This is a genomic window from Streptomyces sp. S465, from assembly GCF_026898115.1.
GTDB lineage: Bacteria > Actinomycetota > Actinomycetes > Streptomycetales > Streptomycetaceae > Streptomyces > Streptomyces luomodiensis.
The window spans coordinates 7,190,162-7,215,831 of record NZ_CP114036.1 but is presented as its reverse complement, the minus strand read 5'-3'; the positions used below and the strand labels follow the sequence as shown (position 1 = coordinate 7,215,831).

General features: G+C 72.8%; 24 protein-coding genes. 10 read left to right on the top strand and 14 right to left on the bottom strand.

The features are described from left to right. Positions 1–298 precede the first annotated feature (298 nt). Positions 299–2,257 (top strand): cellulase family glycosylhydrolase, encoded by a 1,959-nt coding sequence (locus N6H00_RS30530; RefSeq protein WP_268975049.1) that lies wholly within the window; start codon positions 299–301, stop codon positions 2,255–2,257. Here the strand turns inward: N6H00_RS30530 and N6H00_RS30525 are convergent. The 6 genes from N6H00_RS30525 to N6H00_RS30500 form a co-directional block, all read right to left on the bottom strand. Continuing rightward, entirely contained in the window at positions 2,200–2,919 is a 720-nt protein-coding gene (locus N6H00_RS30525) for an HAAS signaling domain-containing protein (protein ID WP_268975048.1), read from the bottom strand. The two genes, N6H00_RS30530 and N6H00_RS30525, sit on opposite strands and share 58 nt — an antisense overlap. A gap of 129 nt (positions 2,920–3,048) precedes the next feature. Beyond that, positions 3,049–3,705, bottom strand: a complete 657-nt coding sequence (locus tag N6H00_RS30520) for a TetR/AcrR family transcriptional regulator (RefSeq protein WP_268975047.1) — start codon at positions 3,703–3,705, stop codon at positions 3,049–3,051. 121 nt (positions 3,706–3,826) lie between these two features. Next, positions 3,827–4,672, bottom strand: coding sequence for a transporter substrate-binding domain-containing protein (locus N6H00_RS30515; RefSeq protein WP_268975046.1), 846 nt, complete (start codon positions 4,670–4,672; stop codon positions 3,827–3,829). Positions 4,673–5,060: 388 nt separating this feature from the next. Beyond that, a complete protein-coding gene (locus N6H00_RS30510; RefSeq protein WP_268975045.1) occupies positions 5,061–5,714 on the bottom strand; it encodes a bifunctional 4-hydroxy-2-oxoglutarate aldolase/2-dehydro-3-deoxy-phosphogluconate aldolase in 654 nt (217 codons plus the stop codon). A 211-nt stretch (positions 5,715–5,925) separates the two neighbouring features. After that, entirely contained in the window at positions 5,926–6,891 is a 966-nt protein-coding gene (locus N6H00_RS30505) for a sugar kinase (protein WP_268975044.1), read from the bottom strand. 187 nt (positions 6,892–7,078) lie between these two features. After that, entirely contained in the window at positions 7,079–7,507 is a 429-nt protein-coding gene (locus N6H00_RS30500; protein WP_268975043.1) for a ribonuclease, read from the bottom strand. Between the two features lie 176 nt (positions 7,508–7,683). Here N6H00_RS30500 and N6H00_RS30495 point away from each other — a divergent pair, with 176 nt between their 5' ends. Next, complete coding sequence (locus N6H00_RS30495) at positions 7,684–8,361, top strand: helix-turn-helix domain-containing protein (RefSeq protein WP_268975042.1); 678 nt, start codon at positions 7,684–7,686, stop codon at positions 8,359–8,361. Then, positions 8,358–8,546: a DUF6126 family protein gene (locus N6H00_RS30490; protein ID WP_268975041.1), complete on the top strand. Its 189-nt coding sequence runs from the start codon at positions 8,358–8,360 to the stop codon at positions 8,544–8,546. The genes N6H00_RS30495 and N6H00_RS30490 overlap by 4 nt, the downstream gene beginning before the upstream one ends. A 70-nt stretch (positions 8,547–8,616) precedes the next feature. Here the strand turns inward: N6H00_RS30490 and N6H00_RS30485 are convergent, their stop codons facing one another. Beyond that, on the bottom strand, positions 8,617–9,531 hold the full coding sequence (locus N6H00_RS30485; protein ID WP_268977168.1) for a LysR family transcriptional regulator: 915 nt from the start codon (positions 9,529–9,531) through the stop codon (positions 8,617–8,619). Between the two features lie 113 nt (positions 9,532–9,644). Between N6H00_RS30485 and N6H00_RS30480 the strand changes: the two genes are divergently transcribed. The 3 genes from N6H00_RS30480 (at position 9,645) to N6H00_RS30470 (ending at position 13,164) form a co-directional block, all read left to right on the top strand. Beyond that, positions 9,645–10,523, top strand: a complete 879-nt coding sequence (locus N6H00_RS30480; RefSeq protein ID WP_268975040.1) for an NAD-dependent epimerase/dehydratase family protein — start codon at positions 9,645–9,647, stop codon at positions 10,521–10,523. A 188-nt stretch (positions 10,524–10,711) separates the two neighbouring features. Beyond that, complete coding sequence (locus N6H00_RS30475; RefSeq protein ID WP_268977167.1) at positions 10,712–11,665, top strand: DMT family transporter; 954 nt, start codon at positions 10,712–10,714, stop codon at positions 11,663–11,665. A gap of 101 nt (positions 11,666–11,766) precedes the next feature. Next, the gene (locus tag N6H00_RS30470) at positions 11,767–13,164 is read left to right on the top strand and encodes an amidohydrolase family protein (RefSeq protein ID WP_268975039.1); all 1,398 of its coding nucleotides are present in this window, start codon (positions 11,767–11,769) and stop codon (positions 13,162–13,164) included. 11 nt (positions 13,165–13,175) lie between these two features. On the opposite strand, the gene N6H00_RS30465 is transcribed toward N6H00_RS30470, so the two are convergent. Beyond that, positions 13,176–14,003 (bottom strand): AIM24 family protein, encoded by an 828-nt coding sequence (locus N6H00_RS30465; RefSeq protein WP_268975038.1) that lies wholly within the window; start codon positions 14,001–14,003, stop codon positions 13,176–13,178. Positions 14,004–14,129: 126 nt separating this feature from the next. Then, entirely contained in the window at positions 14,130–15,011 is an 882-nt protein-coding gene (locus tag N6H00_RS30460) for an NAD(P)H-binding protein (RefSeq protein ID WP_268975037.1), read from the bottom strand. An 84-nt stretch (positions 15,012–15,095) separates the two neighbouring features. Between N6H00_RS30460 and N6H00_RS30455 the strand changes: the two genes are divergently transcribed. Further along, entirely contained in the window at positions 15,096–15,659 is a 564-nt protein-coding gene (locus N6H00_RS30455) for a TetR/AcrR family transcriptional regulator (protein WP_268975036.1), read from the top strand. Positions 15,660–15,716: 57 nt separating this feature from the next. Here N6H00_RS30455 and alc read toward each other — a convergent pair whose 3' ends face one another. Both alc and allB read right to left on the bottom strand, forming a co-directional pair. Beyond that, complete coding sequence (gene alc / locus N6H00_RS30450; RefSeq protein WP_268975035.1) at positions 15,717–16,913, bottom strand: allantoicase; 1,197 nt, start codon at positions 16,911–16,913, stop codon at positions 15,717–15,719. After that, positions 16,910–18,262, bottom strand: a complete 1,353-nt coding sequence (gene allB, locus N6H00_RS30445) for an allantoinase AllB (RefSeq protein ID WP_268975034.1) — start codon at positions 18,260–18,262, stop codon at positions 16,910–16,912. The genes alc and allB overlap by 4 nt, the downstream gene beginning before the upstream one ends. Before the next feature lie 252 nt (positions 18,263–18,514). On the opposite strand from allB, the gene N6H00_RS30440 reads away from it, so the two are divergent. Next, positions 18,515–19,318, top strand: a complete 804-nt coding sequence (locus tag N6H00_RS30440) for an IclR family transcriptional regulator (RefSeq protein ID WP_268975033.1) — start codon at positions 18,515–18,517, stop codon at positions 19,316–19,318. Between the two features lie 1,083 nt (positions 19,319–20,401). Here N6H00_RS30440 and N6H00_RS30435 read toward each other — a convergent pair. Beyond that, positions 20,402–20,737, bottom strand: a complete 336-nt coding sequence (locus N6H00_RS30435) for a DUF5955 family protein (protein ID WP_268977166.1) — start codon at positions 20,735–20,737, stop codon at positions 20,402–20,404. Positions 20,738–21,009: 272 nt separating this feature from the next. Between N6H00_RS30435 and N6H00_RS30430 the strand changes: the two genes are divergently transcribed. Both N6H00_RS30430 and aceB read left to right on the top strand, forming a co-directional pair. Then, on the top strand, positions 21,010–21,618 hold the full coding sequence (locus N6H00_RS30430; RefSeq protein WP_268975032.1) for a nucleotidyltransferase family protein: 609 nt from the start codon (positions 21,010–21,012) through the stop codon (positions 21,616–21,618). A 118-nt stretch (positions 21,619–21,736) separates the two neighbouring features. Then, positions 21,737–23,356, top strand: coding sequence for a malate synthase A (aceB, locus tag N6H00_RS30425; RefSeq protein ID WP_268975031.1), 1,620 nt, complete (start codon positions 21,737–21,739; stop codon positions 23,354–23,356). Between the two features lie 37 nt (positions 23,357–23,393). Here the strand turns inward: aceB and N6H00_RS30420 are convergent, their stop codons facing one another. Further along, positions 23,394–24,764, bottom strand: a complete 1,371-nt coding sequence (locus N6H00_RS30420) for an 8-oxoguanine deaminase (protein WP_268975030.1) — start codon at positions 24,762–24,764, stop codon at positions 23,394–23,396. A gap of 22 nt (positions 24,765–24,786) precedes the next feature. After that, complete coding sequence (gene pucL, locus N6H00_RS30415; protein ID WP_268975029.1) at positions 24,787–25,668, bottom strand: factor-independent urate hydroxylase; 882 nt, start codon at positions 25,666–25,668, stop codon at positions 24,787–24,789. Positions 25,669–25,670: the final 2 nt, after the last annotated feature.

Here is a 25,670-nt window from a genome sequence, read left to right as displayed (position 1 = left end):
ATCGAAGGACGGCCGCCGGACGGTGGTCCGCACACCCCGGCGCCGTGAAATTAAGGGCGCCCCGAAGAGGGTGTCAAGAGCGCCGACACGGCTCCCGCACTGAACCGGGTCAGTCGAATATGTCGAACACCCAGGTCGGCCCGGACAACGGCTAGTTCAAGCGCCTGACGCCCGTTGATCGGCCCCGGCTCGGGCGGGCTACGAAAGGTGTCGGCGGTATTGACACTAAACCGGTAAAGCAATTCACTGCTTGAGCCGGCGCACGCCGTCGCCTGTCGTCCGAGGGAGTACTCCGCCGATGCAGCGTCCTTCCGCCCGGCTCACCGCGCACGACCGTCCCGTCACCTGGCTCGGTGCCAACTACTGGTCCCGGACCGGCGGTCCGCTGATGTGGCGGTCGTACGACGGGGAGGTGGTCGACGCCGAGCTGCGGGTCCTGCGCGACCACGGAATGACCATGACCCGGTCGTTCTTCTACTGGCCGGACTTCATGCCCGCCCCCGACCGGCTGGACGAGGAGATGTGCGCGCGCTTCGCCGACTTCCTCGACCGCCACCACGCCCTGTCCATGACCACCGTGCCCACCTTCCTGGTCGGCCATATGTCCGGTGAGAACTGGGATCCGGCCTGGCGCGGCGACCGCGATCTGTACGGCGACGTCTGGCTGGTCTCCCGGCAGGCGTGGTTCATCCGGGAGACCGTGCGGCGCTTCGCCGCCCACCCGGCCGTGGCCGCCTGGCTGATCTCCAATGAGATGCCGATCTACGGCCGCCCGCCGGGTGAACCCCCCGCCGGGCGCGAGTCCGTCGCCGCCTGGGCACAGCTCGTCGTGGACGCCGTACGAGCCGGCGGCGGCACCCAGCCCGTCTCGCTCGGCGACGGCGCCTGGGGGCTGGAGAACTCCGGCCACGACAACGGCTTCCGGCTCCGCGACACCGCCGCGCTGTGCGACTTCCTGGGCCCGCACGTCTACCGCATGGAGGACGACCCGGTGCGCCAGCACTACGCGGCGGCCTGGGTGTGCGAGCTGACCGGCACCTATCGACGGCCGGTGGTCCTGGAGGAGTTCGGGGTCAGCTCCGACTTCGCCTCCGACCGCGGCGCCGCCCGCTACTACCGGCAGACGCTGCACAACAGCCTGCTGGCCGGGGCCACGGGCTGGATCGCCTGGAACAACACCGACTACGACGGGCTGCGCGAGCAGGATCCGTACCGGCACCACGCCTTCGAGATGCACTTCGGCCTCACCGACGCGGCGGGCGAGCCGAAACCGCAGCTGGCGGAGGTGCGGGCGTTCGCCGAGACGCTGCGCGCGGTGGAGTACGACCGCTGTGCGCGCGCCGGGAGCGACACGGCCCTGCTGGTCTCCTCCTACCTCGACACCGTCTACCCCTTCACCCGCGCCGAGGACCGCGGCCACGTCCTGCGCACCTGCCGCCAGGCGTGGATCTCCGCGCGGCTCGCGGACGTCCCGGCGGCGGTGGTCCGCGAAAGCGACGGAGCGCTGCCCTCCGCCGAGACCTCGGGGGTGCGGCTGTGGCTCGTCCCCTCCACCAAGCAGCTGCTCTCGCCCACCTGGTACGCGCTGGACCGGCTGGCCCACGAGGGCGCGACGGTCTACGTCTCCTACTCCCCCGGCGCCCACGACGAGCAGCGCGGGCCGTGGTACGCGCATCTGGGACAGCTCTTCGGCGTCCGCCACCAGCTGGACTACGGCCTGGTCGACCCCATCGAGGACGACGAGGTGACGTTCACCCTCACCCGGGCGTTCGGCACCCTCCCCGAGGGGGCCAGGCTCACCTTCCGCACCCCGGCCACCGGCAACGGCCGGGTCTTCCTGCCCGTGGAACCGGACGGCGCCGAGATCCTCGCGGTCGACGGGCGCGGCCGCCCGGCGCTGCTGCTGCGCCGGACCGGCGCCGGGTCGGTGGTGTTCTGCACCTATCCGATCGAGCACATGGCCGCGGTCACCCCGCGCGTCAACCCCGAGGCCACCAGCGCCCTCTACGACGCGCTCGCCGCCCACGCGGGCGTCAGCCGACCGGTCACCGTGGCGGACCCCCGGGTCGCGGTGGACCGGCTGGTGCACGAGGACGGCCGGGTCTTCGTCTGGCTGGTCAGCCAGGCGCGGGAGGAGCTGACGGTCAAACCGGTGGTGGCGGACGGCGGACGGCTCACCTCCCTCGACGGCACGACGGCTCAGACGGTCGTCCTGCCCCCGTACGGGGTGCGGGTGCTGCGGCTGGAGACACCCTGACCGGACCGCTCGCGCAGCCGGGCGGCGGACCGGGCCAGCCGTACGGCGCCGACCACGGGCAGGATGAGGGCCACCAGGAGGGAGACCACGAAGGCGGGGGCGCTGATCCCGTCGAACGCCAGGGACAGCACCACCGCCGGCACCGGCACCGTCACCAGGGGCGACAGCACGAACAGGGTGGCCTGCCGCTTCTCCCGCCGCGCCCACGGCGCGGACCGCCACAGCCGGACCAGCGCGCCGAGGGCGGCGGCCAGCCCCAGCGGTATGCCCACCCCCGGGACCAGGCACAGCGGCACGGGCAGCACGGCCAGGCCGAGCGTCAGCCAGGTGCCGCCGACGTTCTCCGGCTCGGGAGGGATGCTGCCGGACTCCTCGGCCAGCGCGTCCGCCGCGATCTCCTCCGGGGTGCCGATCCAGTCGAGGACCTGCCGCACCCGCTCATCGCCGTCGGCCGAGCCGCCGCCCGCCACGGGGTCCGCCATGGGTTCCGCGGCGGGGGCGTCGGCCGGGCCCTCGGCGGGGGCGTCCGCCAGCGCCGCCGCGATCTCCTCGCGCAGGTCCTCGAGCAGTTCCTCCCGCCATGCGGCGGGGAGCGCCGCGGTCTGCCGCTCGACCGAGGACAGAAAGGTCCGCACGAGGGGGTGGCTGAGGGGACTGCTCATGTCGTCTCTCCGGATGCGAGGGAACGGTCACCGGGCCAGGCACTGCGACCGGCTTCCGTCAGCGTGTAGCACCCGCACGAGAGCCGCTCCCGGATTCGCGCATCTGCGCGTCCCGCTGCGCTCGACAGGCTAGTGGGCCGCCGTGTCGCTCCCACGGCGGGTCATGATCCGGTCGACTTCGGGCTCGGTGAGCCCGGCCGGGAGCCGGGTGGTGCCGGGTCGGGCGCGCAGGCCGTCCAGGACGAGTACGGCGATCCGGTGGGCGGCGCGGTGCCAGGCGTCGGGCGGGAGTTGGGCGTGGGCGAGCATCGCGCCGACGACGACGAGATCGGCCGCGGTGGCGTCGGGGCGGATCGAGCCGTCGTCGATCCCCCGCTTCAGGACCGCGGCCAGCGACCGGGAGATCCGCGGACCGAGGGGTTCGGCCCCGTCCTGCTGGAGCGGGCCGGGGGCGCCGAGCAGCGGCAGGGCGAGATGGTGGTGTTCGGTCAGCAGCCGGTCCAGGAAACCGGCCAGCGCGTCCAGCGGCGGCGCCGTGCTGCGCTCGGCCTCCTGGGCGAGGGCGGCCACGAGTTCGTAGCAGCGGTGGACGACGGCCGCGTACAGCTCCTCGCGGTCGGCGAAGTTCCGGTACAGCGTGGCGATGCCGACCCCGGCCTCGCGCGCCACCACGTCCAGCGGCACCGCGGGCCCGTCGCGGAGCAGGATCCGCTCGGCCGCGTCGAGGAGGGCGGCGCGGTTGGCGACGGCGTCCGAGCGGCGGCGCGGTGGCTGGGCGGCACTCATGGGGCCATCTTCCCGCTCCGGACGCCGTAGGAGGGCGGTGGACGCGAGAGTCGTACGGCGATGCCGATAATTTCAGCCGCCGGCCGTCCGCCGCCGCTCCGCGCCTCGCCGCCTCAGCGCTTCAGCGCTTCATCCATTCATCCTCGTACTTCTTGTACGTGCCGTCGTGCGTGGCCAGGTGGACCCACTGGTCGACGTACTCCTTGAACTGCGTGTCGCCGCGCGGCAGGACGTACGCCTTCTCGGAGAAGGAGAACGGCTCGTCGGGGTGGACCGCGCACAGCTCCGGGTGGATCGCGGACTGGTAGCGGGTCTCGCTGGCGTCCGTCATCATCACATCGGCGCGGCCCGCGATGATCTCGTCGAAGATCGTGGTGTTGTCCGGATGGACGGTCAGAGTGGCCTGTTTGACATGGGCGCGGGCGAACTGCTCATTGGTGCCGCCCGGGTTGACCACCACCCGCACGCCCGGCCGGTCGATGTCCTCCAGCGTCTGATACGTGTCCTTGTCCTCGCAGCGCACGATCGGCGTCTTGCCATCGGTGAGATACGGCTCGCTGAAAGCCGCCTTGCGGGCACGGGCCAGGGTCACCGACACACCGCCCATACCCACGTCGCACCGCCCGGCGGCCAGGTCGTCCACCAGGTCGGCCCAGGTGGTGGGCACGAACGACGGTTTGGCGTCCAGGCTCTTGGCCAGGTCCCCGGCCATCTTGATGTCGATGCCGGTGTAGGCGCCGGACTCGGGATCGCGGTGGCTGAAGGGCCGGTAGTCGCCCGTGGTGCACACCCGCAGAACCCCGCGCCGGGGCACCCGGTCGAGCAAGGTGCCGCCCGGCTGCGCGCGGTCGGCGGCGGCGGCCCGCTTCGACTCCGGCTCCGCCGTGGAGCCGACGGCCAGCGCCGAACCGGCGGCGGTGGCGGCGAGCACGGCGGCGAGGGCGGACAGCGTGACGGTACGTCTCACGGCATCTCCTGGGCACGGGCGGGCTGGCGGCCGGTACGAGCCGCATGATCACAGCCGCTCAGGGTGGCAGAAGTCCGGGCCCACGGGAACCCACTGACCGCCTGCTGGGATGCGACGCCGTGCGCCGCGTGGCCGTCGGCGCGGCGCGCGGGAGCCGCGTCGGCGCGGCGCGCGGGGCCACGTCGGCACGGCGCGCGGGGCCACGTCGGTACGGCGCGGGCGCGGCGGCATGCGGGGCCGCGTCGGCTGTTCGCCCTGGTCCGGCGCGCGAGTCGCGTCGGCATGCGGGGCCACGCCGGTGTGGCGTGCGACGCGCGTCGGTACGGCATGCGGGCCGCGTCGGGGTGGCCCGCGCACCCCGCCGACGGTACGTCAGCAGGCCGGTACGTCAGTACGGCTCGGGCGCCGAGTCCAGCGGCGGTGCCACATCCGCGAGGCGGGCCAGCAGCTCGGCGGCGCGCTTGACCACGGTGTCCCGGTCGCCCTCGGACAGCGCCGAGCCCATCCCGCAGGCGACGGCCCCGGCCGCGACCCAGTCCGGGGCCTCGGCCAGGGTCACCCCGCCCGTGGGGATCACGGCGGCCTGCGGCAGCGCGGCCCGTACGTCGCTGACCCACCTGGGCCCGTACGCGGAGGCGGGGAAGAGCTTCAGGGCGTCCGCGCCCAGCTCCATCGCGCGCACCGCCTCGGTGGGCGTGGCCACGCCGGGGAAGACCGGCAGTCCGTAGCGGTGGCCGGTGCGGATGACCTCGGGGTCCAGGCTCGGCGAGACGAGGAAGCGGGCCCCGGCGTCCACCGCCATCCGGGCGGAGGCGGCGTCGAGCACCGTGCCCGCGCCGATCACCGCGTCGTCGCCGACCTCCCGGATCAGTGTGGTGACCGCCTCCAGCGCGAACGGGGTGGTCAGCGAGATCTCCAGGCTGGTGATGCCGGCGGAGAGCAGACTGTCCGCCGTGGCGTGGGCGTGGTCGTAGCTGTCGCTGCGGACGATGGCGAGGACGCGCTGTCTGAGCGCGGCCCGGGTGATCTCCCAGCGGTACACGGCGGTCGCCGCCTTTCCTCTCCCAGATGGTGCTGGCGGTGCCGCCCCGGATTGCCTCCGGGATATGCGGCGGTTTCGGTGTGCGGTTGACGATGTGCGGTGCTGTGCTGCGCTTGGTGGGCCGGTATCCGGGTTGTCCGTGCGATGCGCGCTGTGGGCGCTGTCCGCGCTGTCCGTCGTGGCGCGCCGCGGTGCGCCGCCGGGGGGCGGCTCAGCGGTACACCGGGTCCCCGCCCTCGGACAGCTCGGCGAGCGCCCGGTCCCGCGCGGCGGCGGTGGGCAGCCCGTCCGTATCGGTGGCGGCCTGGACCACCAGGGCGGCCACGCACGCCGCCTCGGCGAGCGCCTGGTCCTCGTGCAGTCCGCGCAGACGCGCCGAAAGATAGCCGGCCGCGAAGCCGTCACCGGCCCCGATCGGGTCGACGACCGGCACCGCGTGCGGCGACTGGTCCCAGCGGCCGTCCGCGGTGAGGACGGTGGCGGAGTGGTCGGCGCGCTTGACCACGACCTCGCCGGCCCCGCCGCGCACCAGCTCCTTCGCCGCCTCGTCGGCGGATTGGGCGGTCAGCAGCTCCAACTCGTCCTCGCCCGCGAAGACGATGTCCGCGTCGCGCAGCAACGGGCCCGCCGTCTGGGCCCATTGCGCCGCGCCGCCCAGCTTGTGCCGTACGTTCGGATCGAAGGACACCTTGGCCCCGGCCGCACGGGCCAGCTCCACCAGGCGCCGGCTGGCGGCCGCCGCGGTCGGCGAGAGCATCGGCGTGATCCCGGACAGATGCAGCAGCCGGGCGCCTTCGAGGGCCTCGGGGCGTATCTGCTCGGGTGTCAGCCGGGAGGCGGCCGAGCCCATGCGGTAGTACTGCACATCGATGGCGCGGTGCGGGTGGCTGTCCCGCATCAGCAGCCCGGTGGGGGCGTGGTCGTCCACGACCGCGTGGGCGACGTCCACGCGGTCGGCACGCAGCTCGCGCAGCACCGCCTCGCCCGCCGGGTCGGCACCGACCCGGCCCAGCCAGCGCACACCGTGCCCGAGCCGGGCGAGACCCACGGCCACATTGGACTCGGCCCCCGCCACCGACCGCCGGAAATGCACGGCCCGGTCCAGCGGAACCCCGGGCTCGGCGAGCAGGAGAAGCATGGCCTCCCCGCACGTGACCACTTCCGGACCGTTCGCCATCAGCGCCTCCCCGCACGTCCGCTTCTACCGAGACGTTATCGGGAAGCAACGACGAGGACCCGCGCGGGGTTCCCGGGCAGCCCGTCATGGCAGACAACCCGCATGGAGGGCGCAACGCGTTGCGGCCGCTGCCCGGTTGGGGGCAGCGGCCGCGGTGCGGGGGGTGGCGCTTTTCGGTGGGGCGGCGTCAGCAGCCGTAGTCCACCAGGTCGAACGAGGCGTAGTGGTCGGACGTGTAGTAGTCCTCGTCCGTCTTCTGCCCGGTGACGATGCGCCGGGCGCCGCGGTCGTCGGAGCCCGGGGTGATCACGGTGTACTCGTGGTAGTAGCCGGAGGACTGGGACGGGAGGATGCCTTCGCGGTTCTGGAAGACGGTGCCGTCCTGCGGGTACGGGTAGGGGCCACCCTGTTCGATCAGGTCCAGGGTGTCATGGGCCTCGGTCGGCAGATCCGAGTAGCAGATGTCGCCGACGGCCGCGATGACCTGCGAGGAGACAACGGTCCGCGGTGCCGGCTGGGTGACCGCGGTGGCCGCGGTGGCCGTACCGCCGATGATCAGCGTCGAGGCGAGGGCGCCGAGGGCGCCGATGCGGGCGAGCCGTGGGGGGATCGTCATACGGATAGCATGACGCGCGTAGACCCTGTCGTGTCAATGCCAAGTCTCGTGGTTTTCCCGGCGTTCACAAGAACTCCGCGAAGCGCCGGAGAGGGTAACGAAGACGTAACCTCACGGTTCTTGCCTCTCAGGCAAAACTTTTGCCTCTGAGGTCATCCGCTGGCTATACCGGAGATATGAACCCGCTCCCCGACGGGCCCGCCGAGGGGCCCACGGACGGACCGGCCGACGGTCACTCCGGCGGACCGCCCGTCGAGCTCCCCACCGTCGCTCCCCGCCTGCGTGACCTGCGGCGACGCAGTGGTCTGACGCTCGAGGCCGCCGCCGGGCGCGTCGGGCTCTCACCCGCGCATCTGTCCCGGCTGGAGACGGGCCGCCGCCAGCCCTCGCTCCCGATGCTGCTGGCCTTGGCCCGTACCTACGGAACCACGGTATCGGACCTGCTCGGCGAGGTGTCCCCGGAACGGGACCCGATCGTCCGGGCCGACCGCATGGAGGCGCAGGAGGCGGGCGGCTGGACCTACTGGCAGGCCGGCGGCTCCGGCCGGGCCATGCAGGCGCTGCGGCTGCATGTGCCGGAGCGCTCCGGTGCCCAGGAGGACCTGGTGCGGGTCCATCCCGGCGAGGAGTGGCTGTACGTCCTGGGCGGCCGGCTGCGGCTGACCCTCGGTGAGACCGTCCATGTGCTCTCCCCGGGCGACGCGGCCCACTTCGACTCGCTCACCCCGCACCGCATCGCCGCCGCCCGGCCCGGCGGCGCGGATCTGCTCTTCGTCCACACGCTGCTCCAGAGCGGCGCGGCCGAGCTGTGCCTCGGCGGCGACCCTCGCGGAGGAAGGCCCGGTAGACCATGAAGGACGCGAACGACCTGAGCGCGACCGATGCCCGGACGGGCCCGCCGGCGAGTGCCCGGACCGGACCGAACGAGGAGGACCGGGCGCCGATGACCTTCACCGTCCGGGTCTTCATCTACCTGGTGGGCGTCCACTTCATCGCCGCTTTTCTGTTCTTCCTCTTCTACGTGGCGGGCGCGAAGTAGGCGGTGGCCCGGGGCCTGCGGCCCGGGGCCCGGCCGTACCGTAGCCGACGTCCCGGCCGGGGACGTCCGTTCAGAACACGCGGTCGCGCCGGATGTGGTGCGGGATCAGGTCGAGGAAGGCGTGCAGCGCCCGCGTCGGCGGACGCGTCGCGGAGGTGACCACGCTGAGCGTCCAGGCCAGTCGGGCGTCCTCGAGGGGGACGGTACGAACAGCGTCCCCGACCGCCGCGGCGAAGTCCGGGGGCAACAGCGCCACGCCCAGGCCGTGCGCCACGTAGTCCGCGATCGTGGTGATGTCCGAGACCTCGATGAGGACCCGCCGGAACAGCTCCTCCTTCGTGAACGCGTCGTCCACGACCCGGCGTTGCCCGAAACCGGCGGGCATGTCGACGAAGGATTCCCCGGCGACGTCGCCGAGCCGCACGCTCTTCCGGCCGGCCAGTGGGTGATCGGCGGGGACCAGCAGCTGAGCCTCGTACTTCTTGATGGCCCTCGATCTGAGGTGTTCGTCCTTGATGTCGGCTCCCACGAAGGCCACGTCGACATGGCTCTCCTTGATCCGCTCGATCAGCCCGGAGGTTCCCCGCTGGGAGGTCTCGGTGCGCAACCGGACCTCGGGATAGTGCCGGTGGAATTCACCGGCCAGCGCGGGTACGTCGATCACCGTCAGCCCGCTGAGGACGCCCACGGTGAGGCTGCCGCGCAGCCCCGTGGAGAGCGGCTCCACCGCCGCCCGAGCCCGGTCGAGCACCTCGATCGCGGTCCGCGCCTCGGGGAGGAACGCCGAGCCGGCCTCCGTCAATCTGACCGACCGCGTGGAGCGGAGGAGCAGTTCGGTCCGGAGCTCCTGCTCCAGGGCCTTGATACCGGCCGAGAGCGTGGACTGGGTGACGTGCAGCCGCTGGGCCGCCCGCGTGAAGTTCAGCTCCTCGGCGACGGTGATGAAGTACTCCAGCCGCTTCTGGTCCACACCCACCTCATTCATCGACAAGTCCGATCGGATATTCGAAAACATTCGTTGGACACGATAGCCGGACAGGGCGACCGTTGTCGTGCGGGCCAACCACCCGACCTGGAAATCAGCGAAAGAGGATGACCATGCGCGTATTGCTCACCGGCGGCACCGGCTACATCGGAGCCGCGGTGCTCGATCGACTCATCTCCGGCGGCCACCGGGTCACCGCCGTGGTCCGCTCCGCCGAGAAGGCCGAGCTGGTGCGGGCCAAGGGCGCCGAGCCCGCGGTCGCCGACCTGGCGGACGGCGACGCCCTGGAGGAACTCGCGGCCGCGAGCGAGGGCGTGATCCACGTGGCGTCGCCGGGCGACGAGACCAGCGCGACCGTCGACGAGGTGGCCGTCACCAGCTTCCTGCGCGCGCTGCGGGACACGGACCGGCCGTTCGTGCACACCACCGGGGTCTGGCTGCACGGCAGCGGTTCGGCGATCACCGAGTCGTCCGGCATGAACCCCCCGCGGCTGACCGCCTGGCGGGTGCCGCTCAGCAAGCTCGTGCGCGACGCGCAGAACGTCCGGACCTCGGTCATCGCACCGGCGGTGGTGTACGGCCACGGCGGCGGTTTGCTGAACCTCGTCGCCGCCGGTCCCCGAACCGCCGGAAACACCCCGGCGCTCACCATGATCGGTCCCGGTGACCAGCACTGGAGCACCGTGCACGTGGACGACCTGGCCGAGCTTTACGTGCTCGCGCTGGAGAAGGCCCCGGCCGGTTCGTACTTCATCGGCGCCGGCGGCGCGAACCCGACCGTACGGGAGATCACCGAAGCGGTGAGCCGCTCCGTCGGCCTGGCCGGACGCGTCGAGCCCGAACCCGTCGTGCAGACGCTCGACCGGCTCGGCCTGCTCGGCGAGGCCCTTCTCCTCGACCAGCAGGCTTCGGGCGACAGGGCCCGGCGTGTCCTGGGCTGGTCCCCCACCGGACCGTCGGTCCTCGACGACATCGCGCGTACCGACTTCTGAGAGCGACCTGCGGGGCCCTGCCGCAGGCGGGGCCCCGACCGGACGTCAGCGGCCGGGGCGATCGGGCCCCGCCCGGCCGCAACCCTTCTCGAAGGAACTTCGACATGAGCACTCCCACCGCACCACCCGGGTCAGACCGCCGTCCTGCCGGGCCCGGCCCCCAGCCGGCGGAACAGCCCCGCCCGTCCGTGCGCCGCGGCGGCTCGCCAGCCGTCGTGGCGGCCATCGCAGCCGGCATGGTGGTACCGGTACAGGCCCGTCTGAACGGTGAGCTGAGTCATCGCCTCGACGACGGCATCGCCGCGGCGGCGATCAGTTTCTCGGGCGGATTCGTCCTGTTGTCCCTCCTCGCGCTCTTTTCCCCCCGGCTGCGCGGCGCGCTGCGCAGCCTGGCCGGCGCTTCACGGGACGGTCGGCTCCCCCGCCGGTACTTGCTGGCCGGTGTGCTCGGCGGCACGTTCGCCGTGGCCCAGTCCACCGCCGCGCTGGTCACTGGAATCGCCGTGTTCACCGTGTCGGCCATCGCCGGTCAGACCTTCGGCGGTCTGATCGTGGACAGCCGGGGTATCGGCGGCGGCCTGCGGCAGCGGCCGGGCGCCACTCGGCTCACGGGAGCGGCTGTCATCCTGGTGGCCGCAGTCGTGTCCGCCCTGCCCCGTTTCGCCGACACCCCGGCCCCGGCCACGATCATCCTGCCGGCCCTCGCCGCCATCGCCGCGGGCTTCCTCCTCGGTGTGCAGCAGGCCCTGAACGGAGCGACGACGGCCGCGTCGGGCTCGCCGCTCGCAGCGACCTGGCTCAACTTCCTCGTCGGTGCGGTCTTCCTCGTCACGGCCTGGGGGGCGAAAACACTCGTACAGGGGACCGCGGGGACCGCGCTGCCCACCAGCTTGTGGGTCTACCTCGGTGGTCTGTGCGGTGTGGTGTTCATCGGCGCCTCGGCGTTCCTGGTGCGCCGGATCGGTGTCCTGCTGCTGAGCATGGCCTCTATAGCGGGGCAGCTCGCCGGCTCGATCGCCCTTGACTTCCTCGTCCCTTCGGGTGGTCGGTCCCCCTCCGTCCTCACCATCCTCGGCGCGTCGCTCACGTTCGGCGCCGTCTGGATCGCCTCCCGGCGCCCGCGAGGCACCCCCACGACGTGATCCACGTCCGCGTCCGACCGGACCCGGACCCGGACCCACCCACCGTCCCTCCCTCGATGGACGAGCAACACAGAGCCGCCCCGGCACGAAAGGAACCACAGGTGTCCCAGAACCAGCCGCAGAACCCGCAGAACCCGCAGAACCCGCAGAACAAGGAACGCATCCTGATCAAGGGCGCGTACCTGATGACTCAGGACGACAAGCTCGGCAACGTCGTGGGCGACGTCCTCGTCGCCGACGGCAGGATCCTCGAGATCGGCCGGGACCTGTCCGACGACCGGGCCAGGGTCATCAACGGCACGGGGAACGCCGTGCTGCCCGGTTTCATCGATACCCACCGCCACAACTGGCAGGGAGCGCTGCGCAACCTCGGCCCCGCCTGGACCTACCAGGAGTACCGCAGCCAGGTGCAAATCGGCCTCGGACAGTACTTCGAGCCCCGGGACGTACACGTCGGCAACCTGGCGGCGGACCTGATGTCCCTCGACTCCGGGGTGACCACCGTGCGGGACGAGTCGCACATCAGCAACAGCCCCGAGCACTCGGACGCGGCGATCGCCGCGCACTGGGAGTCGGGCATCCGCGCCGTCTTCGACCACGGCTGGCCGTCCACGGAGGCCGAGCAGTGGCAGTTCGGCAGTGACCGCACCCACCCCGACGACATTCGGCGCATCCGCAACGAGGTGCTCTCCGACGACTCGGCGCGGGTGACCCTCAACGCCATGCTCCGCGGCCCGGAGCTGTCCACCCCCGATGTATCCGAGCAGGACATCCGGCTCGCCCGTGAGCTGGGCCTGCGCATCAGCATGCACGTGGGCTTCGGCGAGTGGGGGGCGGAGCAGCAGGCCGTACGGCAGCTGGAGGAGGCCGGGCTGCTCGCCTCGGACATGACGTTCATCCATCTGTGCACATCGACCGACGAGGAGCTGAGGATGCTGGCCGCACGCGGCGCCACCGCATCCGTGGCCGGCGCTCTGGAGGTCTTCATGCCGGGCCTGGGTCAGCCGGCCACCAACCGGCTGCTGGCCGCCGGTGTCCGCCCGAGCCTCAGCGTGGACACCGAGACGATCGTGAGCGGTGACATGTTCGGCGTCATGCGGGCGACGCTCGCCTACCAGCAGCTGATCCTCGCCGGTGCGGCCGGGCCCATGGACCGTGTTCCCGGCCTGCCCACGTTCGACGCCGCCGACCTGCTGTCCTTCGCGACCATCGAGGGCGCACGGGCCGCGGGGATCGACGACCGCACCGGCAGCCTGACCCCGGGCAAGGAGGCCGACCTGATCATGATCCGTCTCGATCACGCCAACATGCTGCCCGCCACGGACATCGGGGCCACGATCGTCGCGGGCGGCCACGCCGGCAATGTCGACCTGGTCATGGTGGCCGGTGACGTCCGCAAGGAGAACGGTGTGCTGAAGGGAGGCGACGCCGTCTTCGACGAGGCCGCGGCCTCCCGCGACCGGCTCTTCCACGCCGCCGGTCTGCCGCTCCCGGGCTGAGCCGGCCGCCGTCACCCCGCGTGGGTGGAGAACAGCCCGCCCGTCGGCCCCTGCTTGTCGCCGCCCTGCGCCTTCTTCAGGGCGTTCGCCAGGCCCTCGATGGTGAGCGACTGGAGGATCACCCGGCCGTTGCCCTCCAGGGTGGCCAGCGACAGCCCCTCGCCGCCGAAGACCGCGTTCATCAGCCCCTGGCGGTTGAGCCCGCCGATCCGCTCCACGCCGTACCGGATGCCTTCCTCGAAGGCCACGATGCAGCCGGTGTCGACCTCGATCCGGCCGCCGAAATCGGCCGGATTCAGGTCGATGAAGTTGCCCGCACCACAGATGATCACGGTGCCGCGCCCGGTGAACTTCTCCAGGATGAACCCCTCACCGCCGCTGCGCCCGGTCTTCCCGCCCTGGAACGCGATCCCGAACTCCACGGTGGACTCGGCCGCCACGAAGGCGTCCTTCTCCGCGAACCAGGCCCGCGTCCCGTCCAGCTCCAGCGCCCGCATCTCGCCGGGCAGCACCCCCGCGAAGCCGACGGTGCCCTCGCCGCCGGTGGCGGTGAAGTACTGGAACGCCAGCGACTCCCCGGCCAGCGCCCGCTGCCCCACCTGCATGGCGGTGCCCATGGCCTGGCGCAGCATCCCGCCCATGCCGCCACCCCCGCCGCTGCCGCCGTTGCCCCCGGGCTGACCGCCGCCCGCGCTCGGTCCGGACAGCCGGGTCTCCATCGTCACGTTGGCCGTCTTGAACAGGAACTTCCCGGCCTCGCAGTAGACGGTCTGCCCCGGCTGAAGGGTGCAGACCGCCATCTGCATGGCGTTGCCGACGATCTCTTGCCGCAGGGTCACAGCAGTTCTCCTCGAGGGTCGCGTCAGGTGGTGTCCGGTGGTGCCAGGTGGTGTCACAACCGGACATCCGGGTCAACGTCCGACCCGGACCACCAGGTTCCGTCGCGGCCGGCTGGAGGCGTGGGCCTACGACGTGGCGTGCGCGGCAGGCTTGAGCACCTGCCGGCACCAGGTCCGGAAGCCGGTGGCCGCGATCGTCGCGGCGGCCCAGTCCGCGTCGTAGATACCGCCGTCCTGGGCGGCGAACGTCTCGACGAAGTCCCGCACCATCCGGTCGCCGAGTCCGCGGGAACGCAGCGCGGAGGCGTACTCGTCCACGGTGATGCGGCGGTAGGCGACGGGCATGTCGAGCTCTTCGCTGATCACCTCGGCCATGCCCTCGGGCGTGAGGCGGTCGGGCCCGAACAGGGGCAGGTCGGCCTGCCCGGCCCAGGACAGGTCGGTCAGCAGGTCGGCGGCGGCCTCGGCGATGTCGCGTGTCGCGATCGTGGCCAGTGGCTGGTCGCCGGCGCAGGTCAGGGAGAACGCGTTGTGCCGGCGGATCGCGTCGAGCTGGCCGAGCAGGTTCTCCATGTAGAAGGGCAGGGCCAGGGACCGGTAGGCCGCGCCGGACGTGGCCAGGTGCGCGTCCATGGCGAAGGCCGCGGACAGCACGCCGGCCGGGCTCGTCCATCCGTGACCGGCGCTGCTCACGGCCACGAGGTGGCCGACGTCGTGGCGGGCCACGGCCGCGGCGCCGGTGCGGGCGAAGGACAGGTAATGCTCCATGGTGCTCGGCGCGGCGGGGTTCGGGGGGACCAGCCAGAACAGGGCGTCGGCTCCGGGCAGCGCCTTGTCGAGCACGGTCGGATCGTCGTGGCGGCCCTCGACGATCTCGACCTGGTCGCGGACGGTCCGGTCAAGGCGCGAGGCATCACGGGTGACGACCCGGACCGCCTTGCCCCCGTCGAGCAGCCGTCGCACGAGTTGGCTGCCGATCTGTCCGGTCGGTGTGGTGACGACGATCACGAGAACTCCTCCATAACATGAACCTGAACTCCGGTTCCGGAGGCTAATGCGGGCTCTCCACGCCGTCAACTACCATCAGGACCCATGACGACCCGGGGCCCCTCGCTGCGTGCCGACGCTCGGCGCAACCGCGAGGCCATCCTCGACGCGGCCAGCGAACTGTTCGCCCGGCAGGGCGAGAGCGTGCAGATGGACGAGATCGCCGAGCGCGCCGGTCTGGGCGTCGGCACCCTGTATCGGCACTTCGCGGACAAGCAGGCCCTGCGGGCCGCGATCATCGGCCGCCGGTTCGAAGCGATGACCAGCCTGGCCCGAAGCGCCGAGCAGATCGAGGACCCGTGGACGGCCTTCGAGACGCTGCTGTACGGATACCTGGAATCCGCGCAGCCCGACGCGGCGTTCCGCTTCGCCTTGCTCGGCCCGCAGGAGCCGAGCTGGGGCGAGATCGACGCCGAGAAGACCGCGTTCGCGGCGATCGTCGAACGCGTCGTGCGGCGCGCCATCGACGCCGGCCACCTACGAACCGACTTCCAGGCCTCCGACTTCGTCCTCATCACCCGCGGGGCGATGGCGAACATGACGGGCGGCGAAGACTGGCGCCGGCACCTGACCCTCCAGCTTGAGGGCATCCGCGCCGCCGACCGCTGAAACAAAGGGCAAGCGTGCGGTCGGCCGGTCCGGCGAGCGGACGGCCGAGTTGGTCGGTTACGCGGAGCGGGTGCGGGAGGCCCGCCGGGGAGGGAGCTGGTCGGTCAGCTCCGCATGGCGTGCGGCGAGCCACCGCGCGCCGTCCTCGGTCGGTGTCCCGTGCAGCCTCAGCCGGGCGATGCCCCCGTCCGGATGGATGTCGATGCGGACGTGGGTGACCGGCGGGGCCGCGTCGAGCGGGAGGCGGTGGACCGTGTCGGGCTGGAGGCGGGTGCGGGGCAGGAGTTCGGTCCAGCCGGGTGCCGTGTGGTCGGCCGGGTCCGCGCCGGACGTCGCGTCGAGGCCGTACAGCGCCGCCCACCCCGGCGCGTTGCCCTTGTAGCAGCCGGTGTCGATCTCCACGGCGCGGAGGGTCGCCTGGGCGGCGAGGCGGTAGCGGACCCAGTCGTGGCCGGTGTCGCGGCGGCGGCGGGTCTCCCAGCCCTCGTCCATCCGCTGGGAGCGGCCCGGCTGGATGGAGTTGGCGGGCGGGGAGTAGAAGCGGTCGGAGGCGTCCTCGGCGGTGCCGCCGTTCTCCAGGGCCACCAGGTCGAAGGTACCGAGGGCGGTGAGCCAGGCCGGGTCGGGGGCGACCTCGCCGTGGACGCGGAGGCGGGCGACGCCGCCGTCGGGGTACTGCTTGAGGCGCAGGTGGGTGAAGCGGCGCCGGACAAAGACGGCGAAGCCATTGGCCGCGTGGCCGCCGATCGGCGTGCGGGGGACGAGTTCGGTCCAGGCGGTGTCGGCGGCGAGGAGTTCCCCGGGGGACGGGGTGCCGTCCACCGCCGTCGCCTCGACGCTCACCGCTCGCGGGTGGTTGCCGCGGAAGTGGGCGGTGTCGACGACGATGCCGTGGACGACCCCGGGCGCGCCGAGGCGGATCAGGGCCCAGTCGTGGTCGCCCTCGGCCGGATGCGGGGTGTCGGCCGTGGCCCCGCGCCGCCGCCGGGTCTCCCAGCCGTCCATGACCTTGCCCTTGTGACCGAAGGACTCCGGGTCGAAGCGCGGCGCTTCGGGCTTCAGCAGGTTCTCGCGCTCGGCGAAGAACTCGTCGTTGGCCGCGAGCACGCTGCCGCCGAGCCGCCGGTCGGCCAGGTCCACGAGGTGGGTGAAGGGGAAGTCGGCGGTCCGGTAGTCGGCGTACGGATCGCCCCCGCCGTACGGGGCGGCGTCGCCGGTGAAGCGGGGGATCGGCGCGGACGGGTAGGCGGTCATCGACGGGGCTGCCTTTCCAGGAGTCGGCCGGTGGGTTCGGTCGGCAGGCCGTGCTCGGCGATCTTCCGGCCGCGCAGCCAGGTGGACCGGACGACGCCGTACAGCGTCCTGCCCGCGTAGGCGGTGACCTGGTTGCGGTGGTGGAGGGCGGCGGGGTCGACGGTGAAGGTCTCGTCCGGGGCGAGGACCGCGAAATCGGCGTCGCGGCCGGCCTCGATGGCGCCCTTACGGTCGAGACCGACGAGCGCGGCGGGGCCGGTGGACATCCAGCGGGCCACCTCCTGGAGGGTGTGGCCGCGCCGCCGGGCCGCCGTCCAGACGGCGGGGAGTCCGAGCTGGAGCGAGGAGATGCCGCCCCAGGCCCGGCCGAAGTCGTCCACTTTGAGGTCGGCCGTACAGGGCGAGTGGTCGGAGACCACGCAGTCGATCTCCCCGGCCGCCAGGCCCGCCCACAGCGCGTCCTGGTTGGCGGCCTCCCGGATGGGCGGACAGCATTTGAACTCCGTGGCCCCGTCGGGGACTTCCTCCGCGGTGAGGGTCAGGAAGTGCGGACAGGTCTCCACGGTGACACGGACGCCCTCGCGCCGCGCGTCGGCGATCAGCGGCAGCGCGTCGGCGGACGACAGGTGCAGGACATGGACGCGGGCGTCGAGCCGGCGGGCGAGCTCGATGAGGCCCGCGATGGCCTCGTTCTCGGCGGCGCGCGGGCGTGAGGCGAGGAAGTCGGCGTAGCGCGGGCCGGCCGGCGGCGGGGCGCCGTCGATGAGGCGGGGGTCCTCGGCGTGCACGATGAGCAGTCCGCCGAAGCCCGCGATCTCGCGCAGGGCGGCCTCCAGCTGGTCGGGGGCGAGCTGCGGGAACTCCTCCACGCCGGAGGGGAGCAGAAACGCCTTGAAGCCGAGGACGCCCGCGTCGTGCAGCGGCGCCAGGTCCGCGACGTTGCCGGGCACGGCCCCGCCCCAGAAGCCGATGTCGACATGGGCCGAGCGCCGGGCGACGGCCCGTTTGACCTCCAGGGCCCGGACGGTGGTGGTCGGCGGGATGCTGTTGAGCGGCATGTCGACGAGGGTGGTGACGCCGCCGGCCGCGGCGGCGCGGGTCGCGGAGGCGAACCCCTCCCATGCGGTGCGGCCGGGGTCGTTGACATGGACGTGGGTGTCGACGAGGCCGGGGAGGAGGACGTCGTCGCCGAGGTCCTCGACCCGCGCGCCGTCCGGGGCCGGGGACTCGTACGGCCCGACGGCCACGATGCGGCCGTCGGCGACGGACACCGAGGCCGCGCGTATGCCGTCCGGGGTGACCACCTTGGCCGAGCGCAGCACGAGCTCCACCGGCCGTGCGTCGGACACCGGCACGGACATCCTTCTCACCCCCACCCAATGTTGATTCCGCGAACCGGAATCAACATTCCGTTGAATGGGATGCATGATTCACGCGGCGGCCGGGCCCGGTCAAGACCGCCCCCCGGCCGTGACCGGCGCGGACCGCGAGCGCAAGCCCGCTGTGGGGGTCGCCGGGGACCGGTAGGCTGCCCGTGGCCGGTCGGCAGCGGATCGTCACCGTGTGCGGCCGGTGCCGACCGCTGGGAAAGGAACACCGCCGTGCCGTCCGCCGAGTCCAAGACCGCCGCCACCACCGCCGGGTCCGGTGGCGGATCCGGTGGCGTCCAGTCCCTGGAGCGCGCCTTCGATCTGCTGGAACGGATGGCCGACGCCGGGGGCGAGGTCGGACTGAGCGAGCTGTCCACCAGCAGCGGGCTGCCCCTGCCCACCATTCACCGGCTGATGCGCACGCTGGTGGCCTGCGGCTACGTACGCCAGCAGCCCAACCGCCGCTATGCCCTCGGCCCCCGGCTGATCCGGCTCGGCGAGAGCTCCTCCCGGCTGCTGGGCACCTGGGCGCGGCCGTATCTGGCGCGGCTGGTGGAGGAGACCGGCGAGACCGCCAACATGGCGCTGCTGGACGGCGATGAGGTGGTGTACGTCGCGCAGGTGCCCTCGCGCCACTCGATGCGGATGTTCACCGAGGTCGGGCGGCGGGTGCTGCCCCACACCACGGGCGTCGGCAAGGCACTGCTGGCGGGCACGCCCCCCGAGGAGGTGCGCGCCCTCCTGTCCCGTACCGGCATGCCCGCGGCGACCAAGAAGACGATCACCTCGCCGGACGAGTTCCTCGACGCCCTGCGGCAGGTCCGCGAAGTGGGCTACGCGGTGGACGACAACGAGCAGGAGATGGGCGTGCGCTGCCTCGCGGTCCCGGTGCCCGACTCCCCCGCCCCGGCGGCCATCTCCATCTCGGGCCCGGCGGGCCGGGTGACGGACGAGGCCACGGAGGAGATAGTGCCGATCCTCAAGGAGGTCGCGTCCGAGTTGTCGAAGGCGCTGGCCAGCACGGGATCCGCCTAGCCGCCTACGGCGGAGAAAACCACTCGGCCGCCCCCGCCGCACGGCAGCCCCCGCCGCACGGCCGCCTCCGCCACGCGGCCAGCTCCGCCGCAGGTCGGCTCCGCCACGCGGCCAGCTCCGCCGCAGGTCGGCTCCGCCACGCGGCCGACTCCCCCGCCCAGCCAGCCCCGCCGCTCGGCCACGCCGCCGCTCAGCTCGGCCGGGTGCGGCCCTCGCGGCGAGCGCGGACGCGAACGCGACGAGCGCGAACGCGACGAGCGCCGGGGCGACGAGCGCGGGAGCGGCGAGCGCGGGAGCGGCGAGCGCGGGAGCGGCGAGCGCGGGAGCGGCGAGCGCGGGAGCGGATGCGACGGGCGCGGACGCGGGAGGCACGCGGGCACAGTGGGCGCGGGGCACGCCGAACGCGAGACACGGCGGGCACGATCCACAGCCAACGCGAGCCACGGCCAACGCGAGCCACGACGAACGCGGGGGCGACGGGCGCGGGCGCGGCGAGCGCGGGGCACAGCGAGCACAAGCCACGACGAGCACGAGACACCGGCAACGGGCGGTCGAGTGAGGCGTCAGACCGCCCGGCGGCGCTTCGGTCGACCTGAACGTCGCACTCGACGCACGCATCCGCCGTCATCACGCCGCACGCGCACGTCCCGTCGCCATCAAGTCGTACCGACACCCAACATCCCGCCACCCGGCGGACGCCGGACACCGGGACACCGGGAGCGGACACCGGACGCCGAGCGGCGGACGCCTGGCGGCAGACGGCGACAGACGGGGGACGGCGAACGCCCGGCGACGGACGGCGGACGGATGGCGGCGGACGCCCGGCGTGCAGACGGCTGGCGGCCGACGGCGAACGCCCGGCGGTCGACGCCTGACGGCCGACGGCCGCAGACAGCTGGCGGCCGACGCCCGGCGTGCAGACGGCAAACGCCCGGCGGCCGACGACCAACGCCCGGCAGCCGGTGCCCGGCGGCAAACGCCCGGCAGCCGGTGCCCGGCGGCGGGGGCCTGGCGGCCAGGCCGCCGCCGGCCCGCCGCCGTGTGGCGCCGAAGGCGCCTGGGCGCCTGGGCGCGCCGGTGCGTTCAGTCCCTCCCCAGGCCCGTCCGCGGGACGCTGCCGAACTGGTCGATCGCCGCGTGAACGCCCGTCAGGGCGGGGCCCAGGGCGCTGACCGAGCCCAGGGCGCCCGCGATGAGGAGCAGTGAGCGGCGGAGGCGGTGCAGCTCCGGGGCGCCGGTGCGGGCCATGGCGTCCAGCGCCGCCAGCTCGTCGTCCGCGATCGCCCGGTCCGGTAATTCGGCGGGGTGGGCGGCCAGGTCACGCCTCAGCCGGGCCACGGCACGGCGCAGCTCCGCCGCCCTCGGATCGTCATCGGCGCCCGCCACTCGCCCGGCTTCCACGACTGCGGCACCCTCCATTGGCAAGGCGCCGGGTTCGCCCCAGAGCCTCGCGCCCTCGTCGGACGACTCGGACAACACTGTCCTGCTCCCCCTCGCGCACTCTCGCACGAGCCTGCCCCCTCTCCCCACGGCCGCCTCGCCCGGCTTCATAGTGGTTCACGTCGATCCGGGCACAAGGGGCCGCGGATCAGTTAACGCCACTCAGTGCGCGACGCGCTATACGGAGAGCGAAAATCAGACCGGCTGGGATGAAGCCCCCGCGCCGCCCCGCTGTGCGGTAAGCAGGGCCCATGGAACGCACATCGGAGGACAACGCGCTGGTCGCCGGGATCGTGTTGGCGGCCGGCGGCGGCCGGCGGCTGGGCGGGCGGCCCAAGGCCCTGTTGACGCATCGGGGACGGCCGCTGGTGGAGCACGCGGCGCACGCGCTGCGGGAGGGCGGCTGCGCCCCGGTGCACATCGTGCTGGGCGCCGCGGCCGGGACCGTACGGGCGCGGGCCCGGCTGTCCGGGTGCGTCCTGGTCGACAACCCCGACTGGGCGCAGGGCATGGGGTCCTCGCTGCGGGCCGGGCTCGGCTCGCTGGCCGGTACGGGGGCGCGGGCGGCGCTGGTCACGCTGGTGGACCAGCCGGGTATCGGGGCCGAGGCCGTGGCGCGGGTGGTGGCCGCGTACCGCTCGCCGTCGACCTTGGCGGCCGCCGCGTACGGCGGGGAGCGGGGGCATCCGGTGCTGTTCGGCGCGGACCGGTGGGCCGACATCACGGCGAGTGCGGTGGGCGACCGGGGGGCACGCGCCTATCTGCGGGCCCATCAGTCCGCGATCACGCTCGTCGACTGCTCGGACATCGCCCGTACGGATGACATCGACACCCCCGAGGACTTGGCGCTGCTGGAGTGAGGGGACACGGGACGAGACGTTCCCCGCATCATTGATCTTCCACCATGAGAAAATTAGTATCCGCGACACAGAAGCATCGCGTGTGTTCCGCCGTGCCTCGCCTAAGGAGTGACAGCCCATGTCCGCAGCAGCGCCGTCCCCGGTGGCCGTCGTCGACGCCGAGCCGCTGGAGCGTCAGGGGGAGGTGCTGACCGACGCGGCCCTGACCTTCCTGGCCGAGCTCCACCACCGCTTCACCCCCCGCCGCGACGAGCTGCTGGCGCGCCGCGCGGAACGCCGCGCCGCGATCGCCCGCACCAGCAGCCTGGACTTCCTGCCGGAGACCGCCCACATCCGCGACGACCCCGACTGGCGCGTCGCCCCGGCCCCGCCCGCGCTCGAGGACCGCCGGGTGGAGATCACCGGCCCCACCGACCGCAAGATGACCATCAACGCCCTCAACTCGGGCGCCAAGGTCTGGCTCGCCGATTTCGAGGACGCCTCCGCCCCCACCTGGGCGAATGTGATCGGCGGTCAGCTCAATCTGATCGACGCCTATGAGCGCCGGATCGACTTCACCTCCCCCGAGGGCAAGAGCTACGCACTGCGGCCCGCCGAGGAGCTGGCCACCGTCGTCACCCGGCCGCGCGGCTGGCACCTCGACGAGCGCCATCTGCGGGCCGCCGACGGCCGCGCCGTCCCCGGTGCCCTCGTCGACTTCGGGCTGTACTTCTTCCACAACGCCCGCCGTCTGCTCACCCTCGGCAAGGGGCCGTACTTCTACCTCCCCAAGACCGAGTCGCATCTGGAGGCCCGCCTCTGGAACGACGTCTTCGTCTTCGCTCAGGACTACCTCGGGATTCCGCAAGGGACGATCCGCGCCACCGTTCTCATCGAGACGATCACGGCGGCGTACGAAATGGACGAGATCCTCTACGAGCTCCGCGACCACGCCTCCGGGCTCAACGCGGGCCGCTGGGACTACCTCTTCTCCATCGTCAAGAACTTCCGCGACGCCGGCCCCGGTTTCGTCCTGCCCGACCGCAACGCGGTCACGATGACCGCCCCGTTCATGCGCGCCTACACCGAACTGCTGGTGCGCACCTGCCACCAGCGCGGCGCGCACGCGATCGGCGGCATGGCGGCCTTCATCCCCTCGCGCCGCGACCCCGAGGTCAACGCCGTCGCGTTCGACAAGGTCAGGGCCGACAAGGACCGGGAGGCGCAGGACGGTTTCGACGGCTCCTGGGTCGCCCACCCCGATCTGGTCCCGGTCGCCCGCGCCTCCTTCGACGCGGTCCTCGGCGACCGGCCGCACCAGAAGGACCGGCTGCGCGAGGACGTCCGGGTCACCGCCGCCGAGCTGATCGACATCGCGTCGCTCGACGCCAAGCCCACCCAGCACGGCCTGCGCAACGCGGTACAGGTCGGCATCCGCTACATCGAGGCGTGGCTGCGCGGCCTCGGCGCCGTCGCGATCTTCAACCTGATGGAGGACGCGGCCACCGCCGAGATCTCCCGCTCCCAGATCTGGCAGTGGGTCAACACCGGGGTCACCTTCGAGAACGGCGAGCGGGCCACCGCCGATCTCGTCGTCAAGGTCGCCGCCGAGGAGCTGGCGGCGATCCGCGAGGAGATCGGCGAGGACGCCTTCGGCGCGGGCCGGTGGAGCCAGGCGCACGATCTGCTGCTGCGGGTCGCGCTGGACGAGGACTACGCGGAGTTCCTGACCCTGCCCGCGTACGAGCTGCTGGACTGAGCGGCGCCGGACGACACCGTCCGTATCGCGGCGACGTTCAGCCGTCCGCCGCGATACGGGCGAGGCGTCGCGCCTGGGCGCGCGCCTCGCGGGCGATCTCGTCCTCGTCCACGGTGCGCAGCCGGCCCGACTCCACCACCGGAACCCCGCCCACCAGCGACAGCGTCACCGGGGCCGGGGCGCCGAGGACGAGGGCCGCGACCGGGTCGGCGATCGAGGAGTGGCCCAGCCCGTCCAGCTTCCACAGCACCAGATCGGCCAGTTTGCCCGGCTCCAGGGAGCCGATCTGGTCCTGGCGGCCGAGCACCCGCGCACCGCCGTGGGTGCCCAGACGCAGCGCCTGGCGGGCGGTCAGCGCCTTCTCGCGGTGCGCGCCGAGCCGGTTGACCAGCAGCGCGTTGCGCAGTTCGGTGTGCAGCTCACCGGATTCGTTGGAGGCGGTGCCGTCCACGCCGAGGCCCACCGGTACGCCCGCGGCGAGCAGATCGGGGACGCGGGCGATCCCGGCGGCGAGCCGGGCGTTGGACGAGGGGCAGTGGGCCACGCCGGTGCCGGTCCGGGCGAACGCCTGGATGTCGGTGTCGCTCATATGGACGCAGTGGGCCATCCACACGTCCTCGCCCAGCCAGCCGGTCGACGCGAAGTAGTCGGTCGGCCCCATCCCGAACCGCTCCCGGCAGAACTTCTCCTCCTCCACCGTCTCCGAGCCATGGGTGTGCAGCCGGACGCCCTTGCGGCGGGCCAGCGCCGCGGCCTCGCGGAGGAGTTCGGTGGAGACCGAGAAGGGCGAGCAGGGGGCGACCGCGATCTGGAGCATCGCGCCGAAACCCGGGTCGTGGTGGGCGTCGATGGCCTCCTCGGTGGCGGCCAGCGCCTCCTCGGTGGACTCCACGGCGAAGTCCGGCGGCAGCCCGCCGGCGGAGGCGCCCAGGTCCATGGAGCCGCGGGCGGCGGTGAAGCGCACCCCCAGTTCGCGCGCCGCGCGGATCTCGGCGCCCAGCAGATCGCCGCCGCCGCGCGGAAAGACGTAGTGGTGGTCCATGGCGGTGGTGACCCCGCCGCGCACCATCATCGCGAGCGAGCCGCGCGCCGCCGCGTGGACCATCGGCTCGTCGATCCGCGCCCAGGCGGGGTAGAGCGCGACCAGCCAGTCGAAGAGGTTGCTGTCCTGGGCCAGGCCGCGGGTGAGCCACTGGTAGAAGTGGTGATGGGTGTTGACCAGGCCCGGGGTGACCAGATGCCCGGTGCCGTCGATGCGGCGGACGACGCCCTCGAGCCCCTGGGGCGCGCGCCCCTCGCCCACCGACTCGACGCGGTCGCCCGCGACGACGACATGGCCGCCGGCGTACTCGGTGTCCTTCGCGTCCACGGTCGCGACGGCACAGTTCTCGATGACGATGCGGTTCACGGCGCGTGGCCCTTCCGTCGGGTCAGTCGGTGGGGATCAGGGGCTCGGCGCCGTCCCGGAGCACGGTGGCCTCGATGAGGCCGTACGGCCGGTCGGCGGCGACGTAGACCTCGTTGTCGTTGGTGAGGCCGAAGGGTTCCAGATCGACCAGGACGTGGTGCTTGTTGGGCAGCGAGAGCCGTATCTCGTCGATCTCGGGCCGGCGCTCGATGACCCGCGCGCCCATCTGGTACAGCGTCTGCTGGAGCGAGCGGGAGTACGTCTCGGCGAACGCGCTCAGCAGATGGCCGCGTGCCTCGGCGTGGGCGTGCTGCCAGTCCGGCACCGGCCGGGTGTCATCGCTCCAGCCGTAGCGCCAGCGGGCGTGCACATCGGTGGCGAGGACGCGGTCGGATGTCTCCTCGAGCGTGGTGTAACGGTCCTTGACATAGCCCCGGAACTCGGAGTCCGTGGTGTTCAGGACGGTGAGCCCGGTGAGCCCGGAGACCACCTCCCAGCGCTCGCCGTCGTAGGCGATCCGGGCGGTGCGGACCTCCTGGCCGCGGCGGGCGAAGGAGTGCCGGGCGCTCCCGGCCGTCTCGATCCGCTCCCAGGCGTACTCCTCGATCCGCACCCGGGCCCGGTGGATGGACTCCTGCCCGGTGACGAAGTGCCGGGCCAGCCGGATGCCGAACTCCTCGGCCGCGTCGATGCCGTGCTCCTTGGCGAAGGCGTACACGGTGTTCTTGACGGTGTCGGTCGGCAGGACGTTGGCGTTGTCACCGCGGAGGTGGACCGCGTCCATCTCCCCGGCGAGCGCCACCGAGACGTTGAGGTCCTTGAGGTGGTGCACGGCGCCGTCGCGCACCACCCGGACGACACGGGTTTCGGCTTTGCCGTAACGGTTCGGGCCGAGCGTGGGCATCG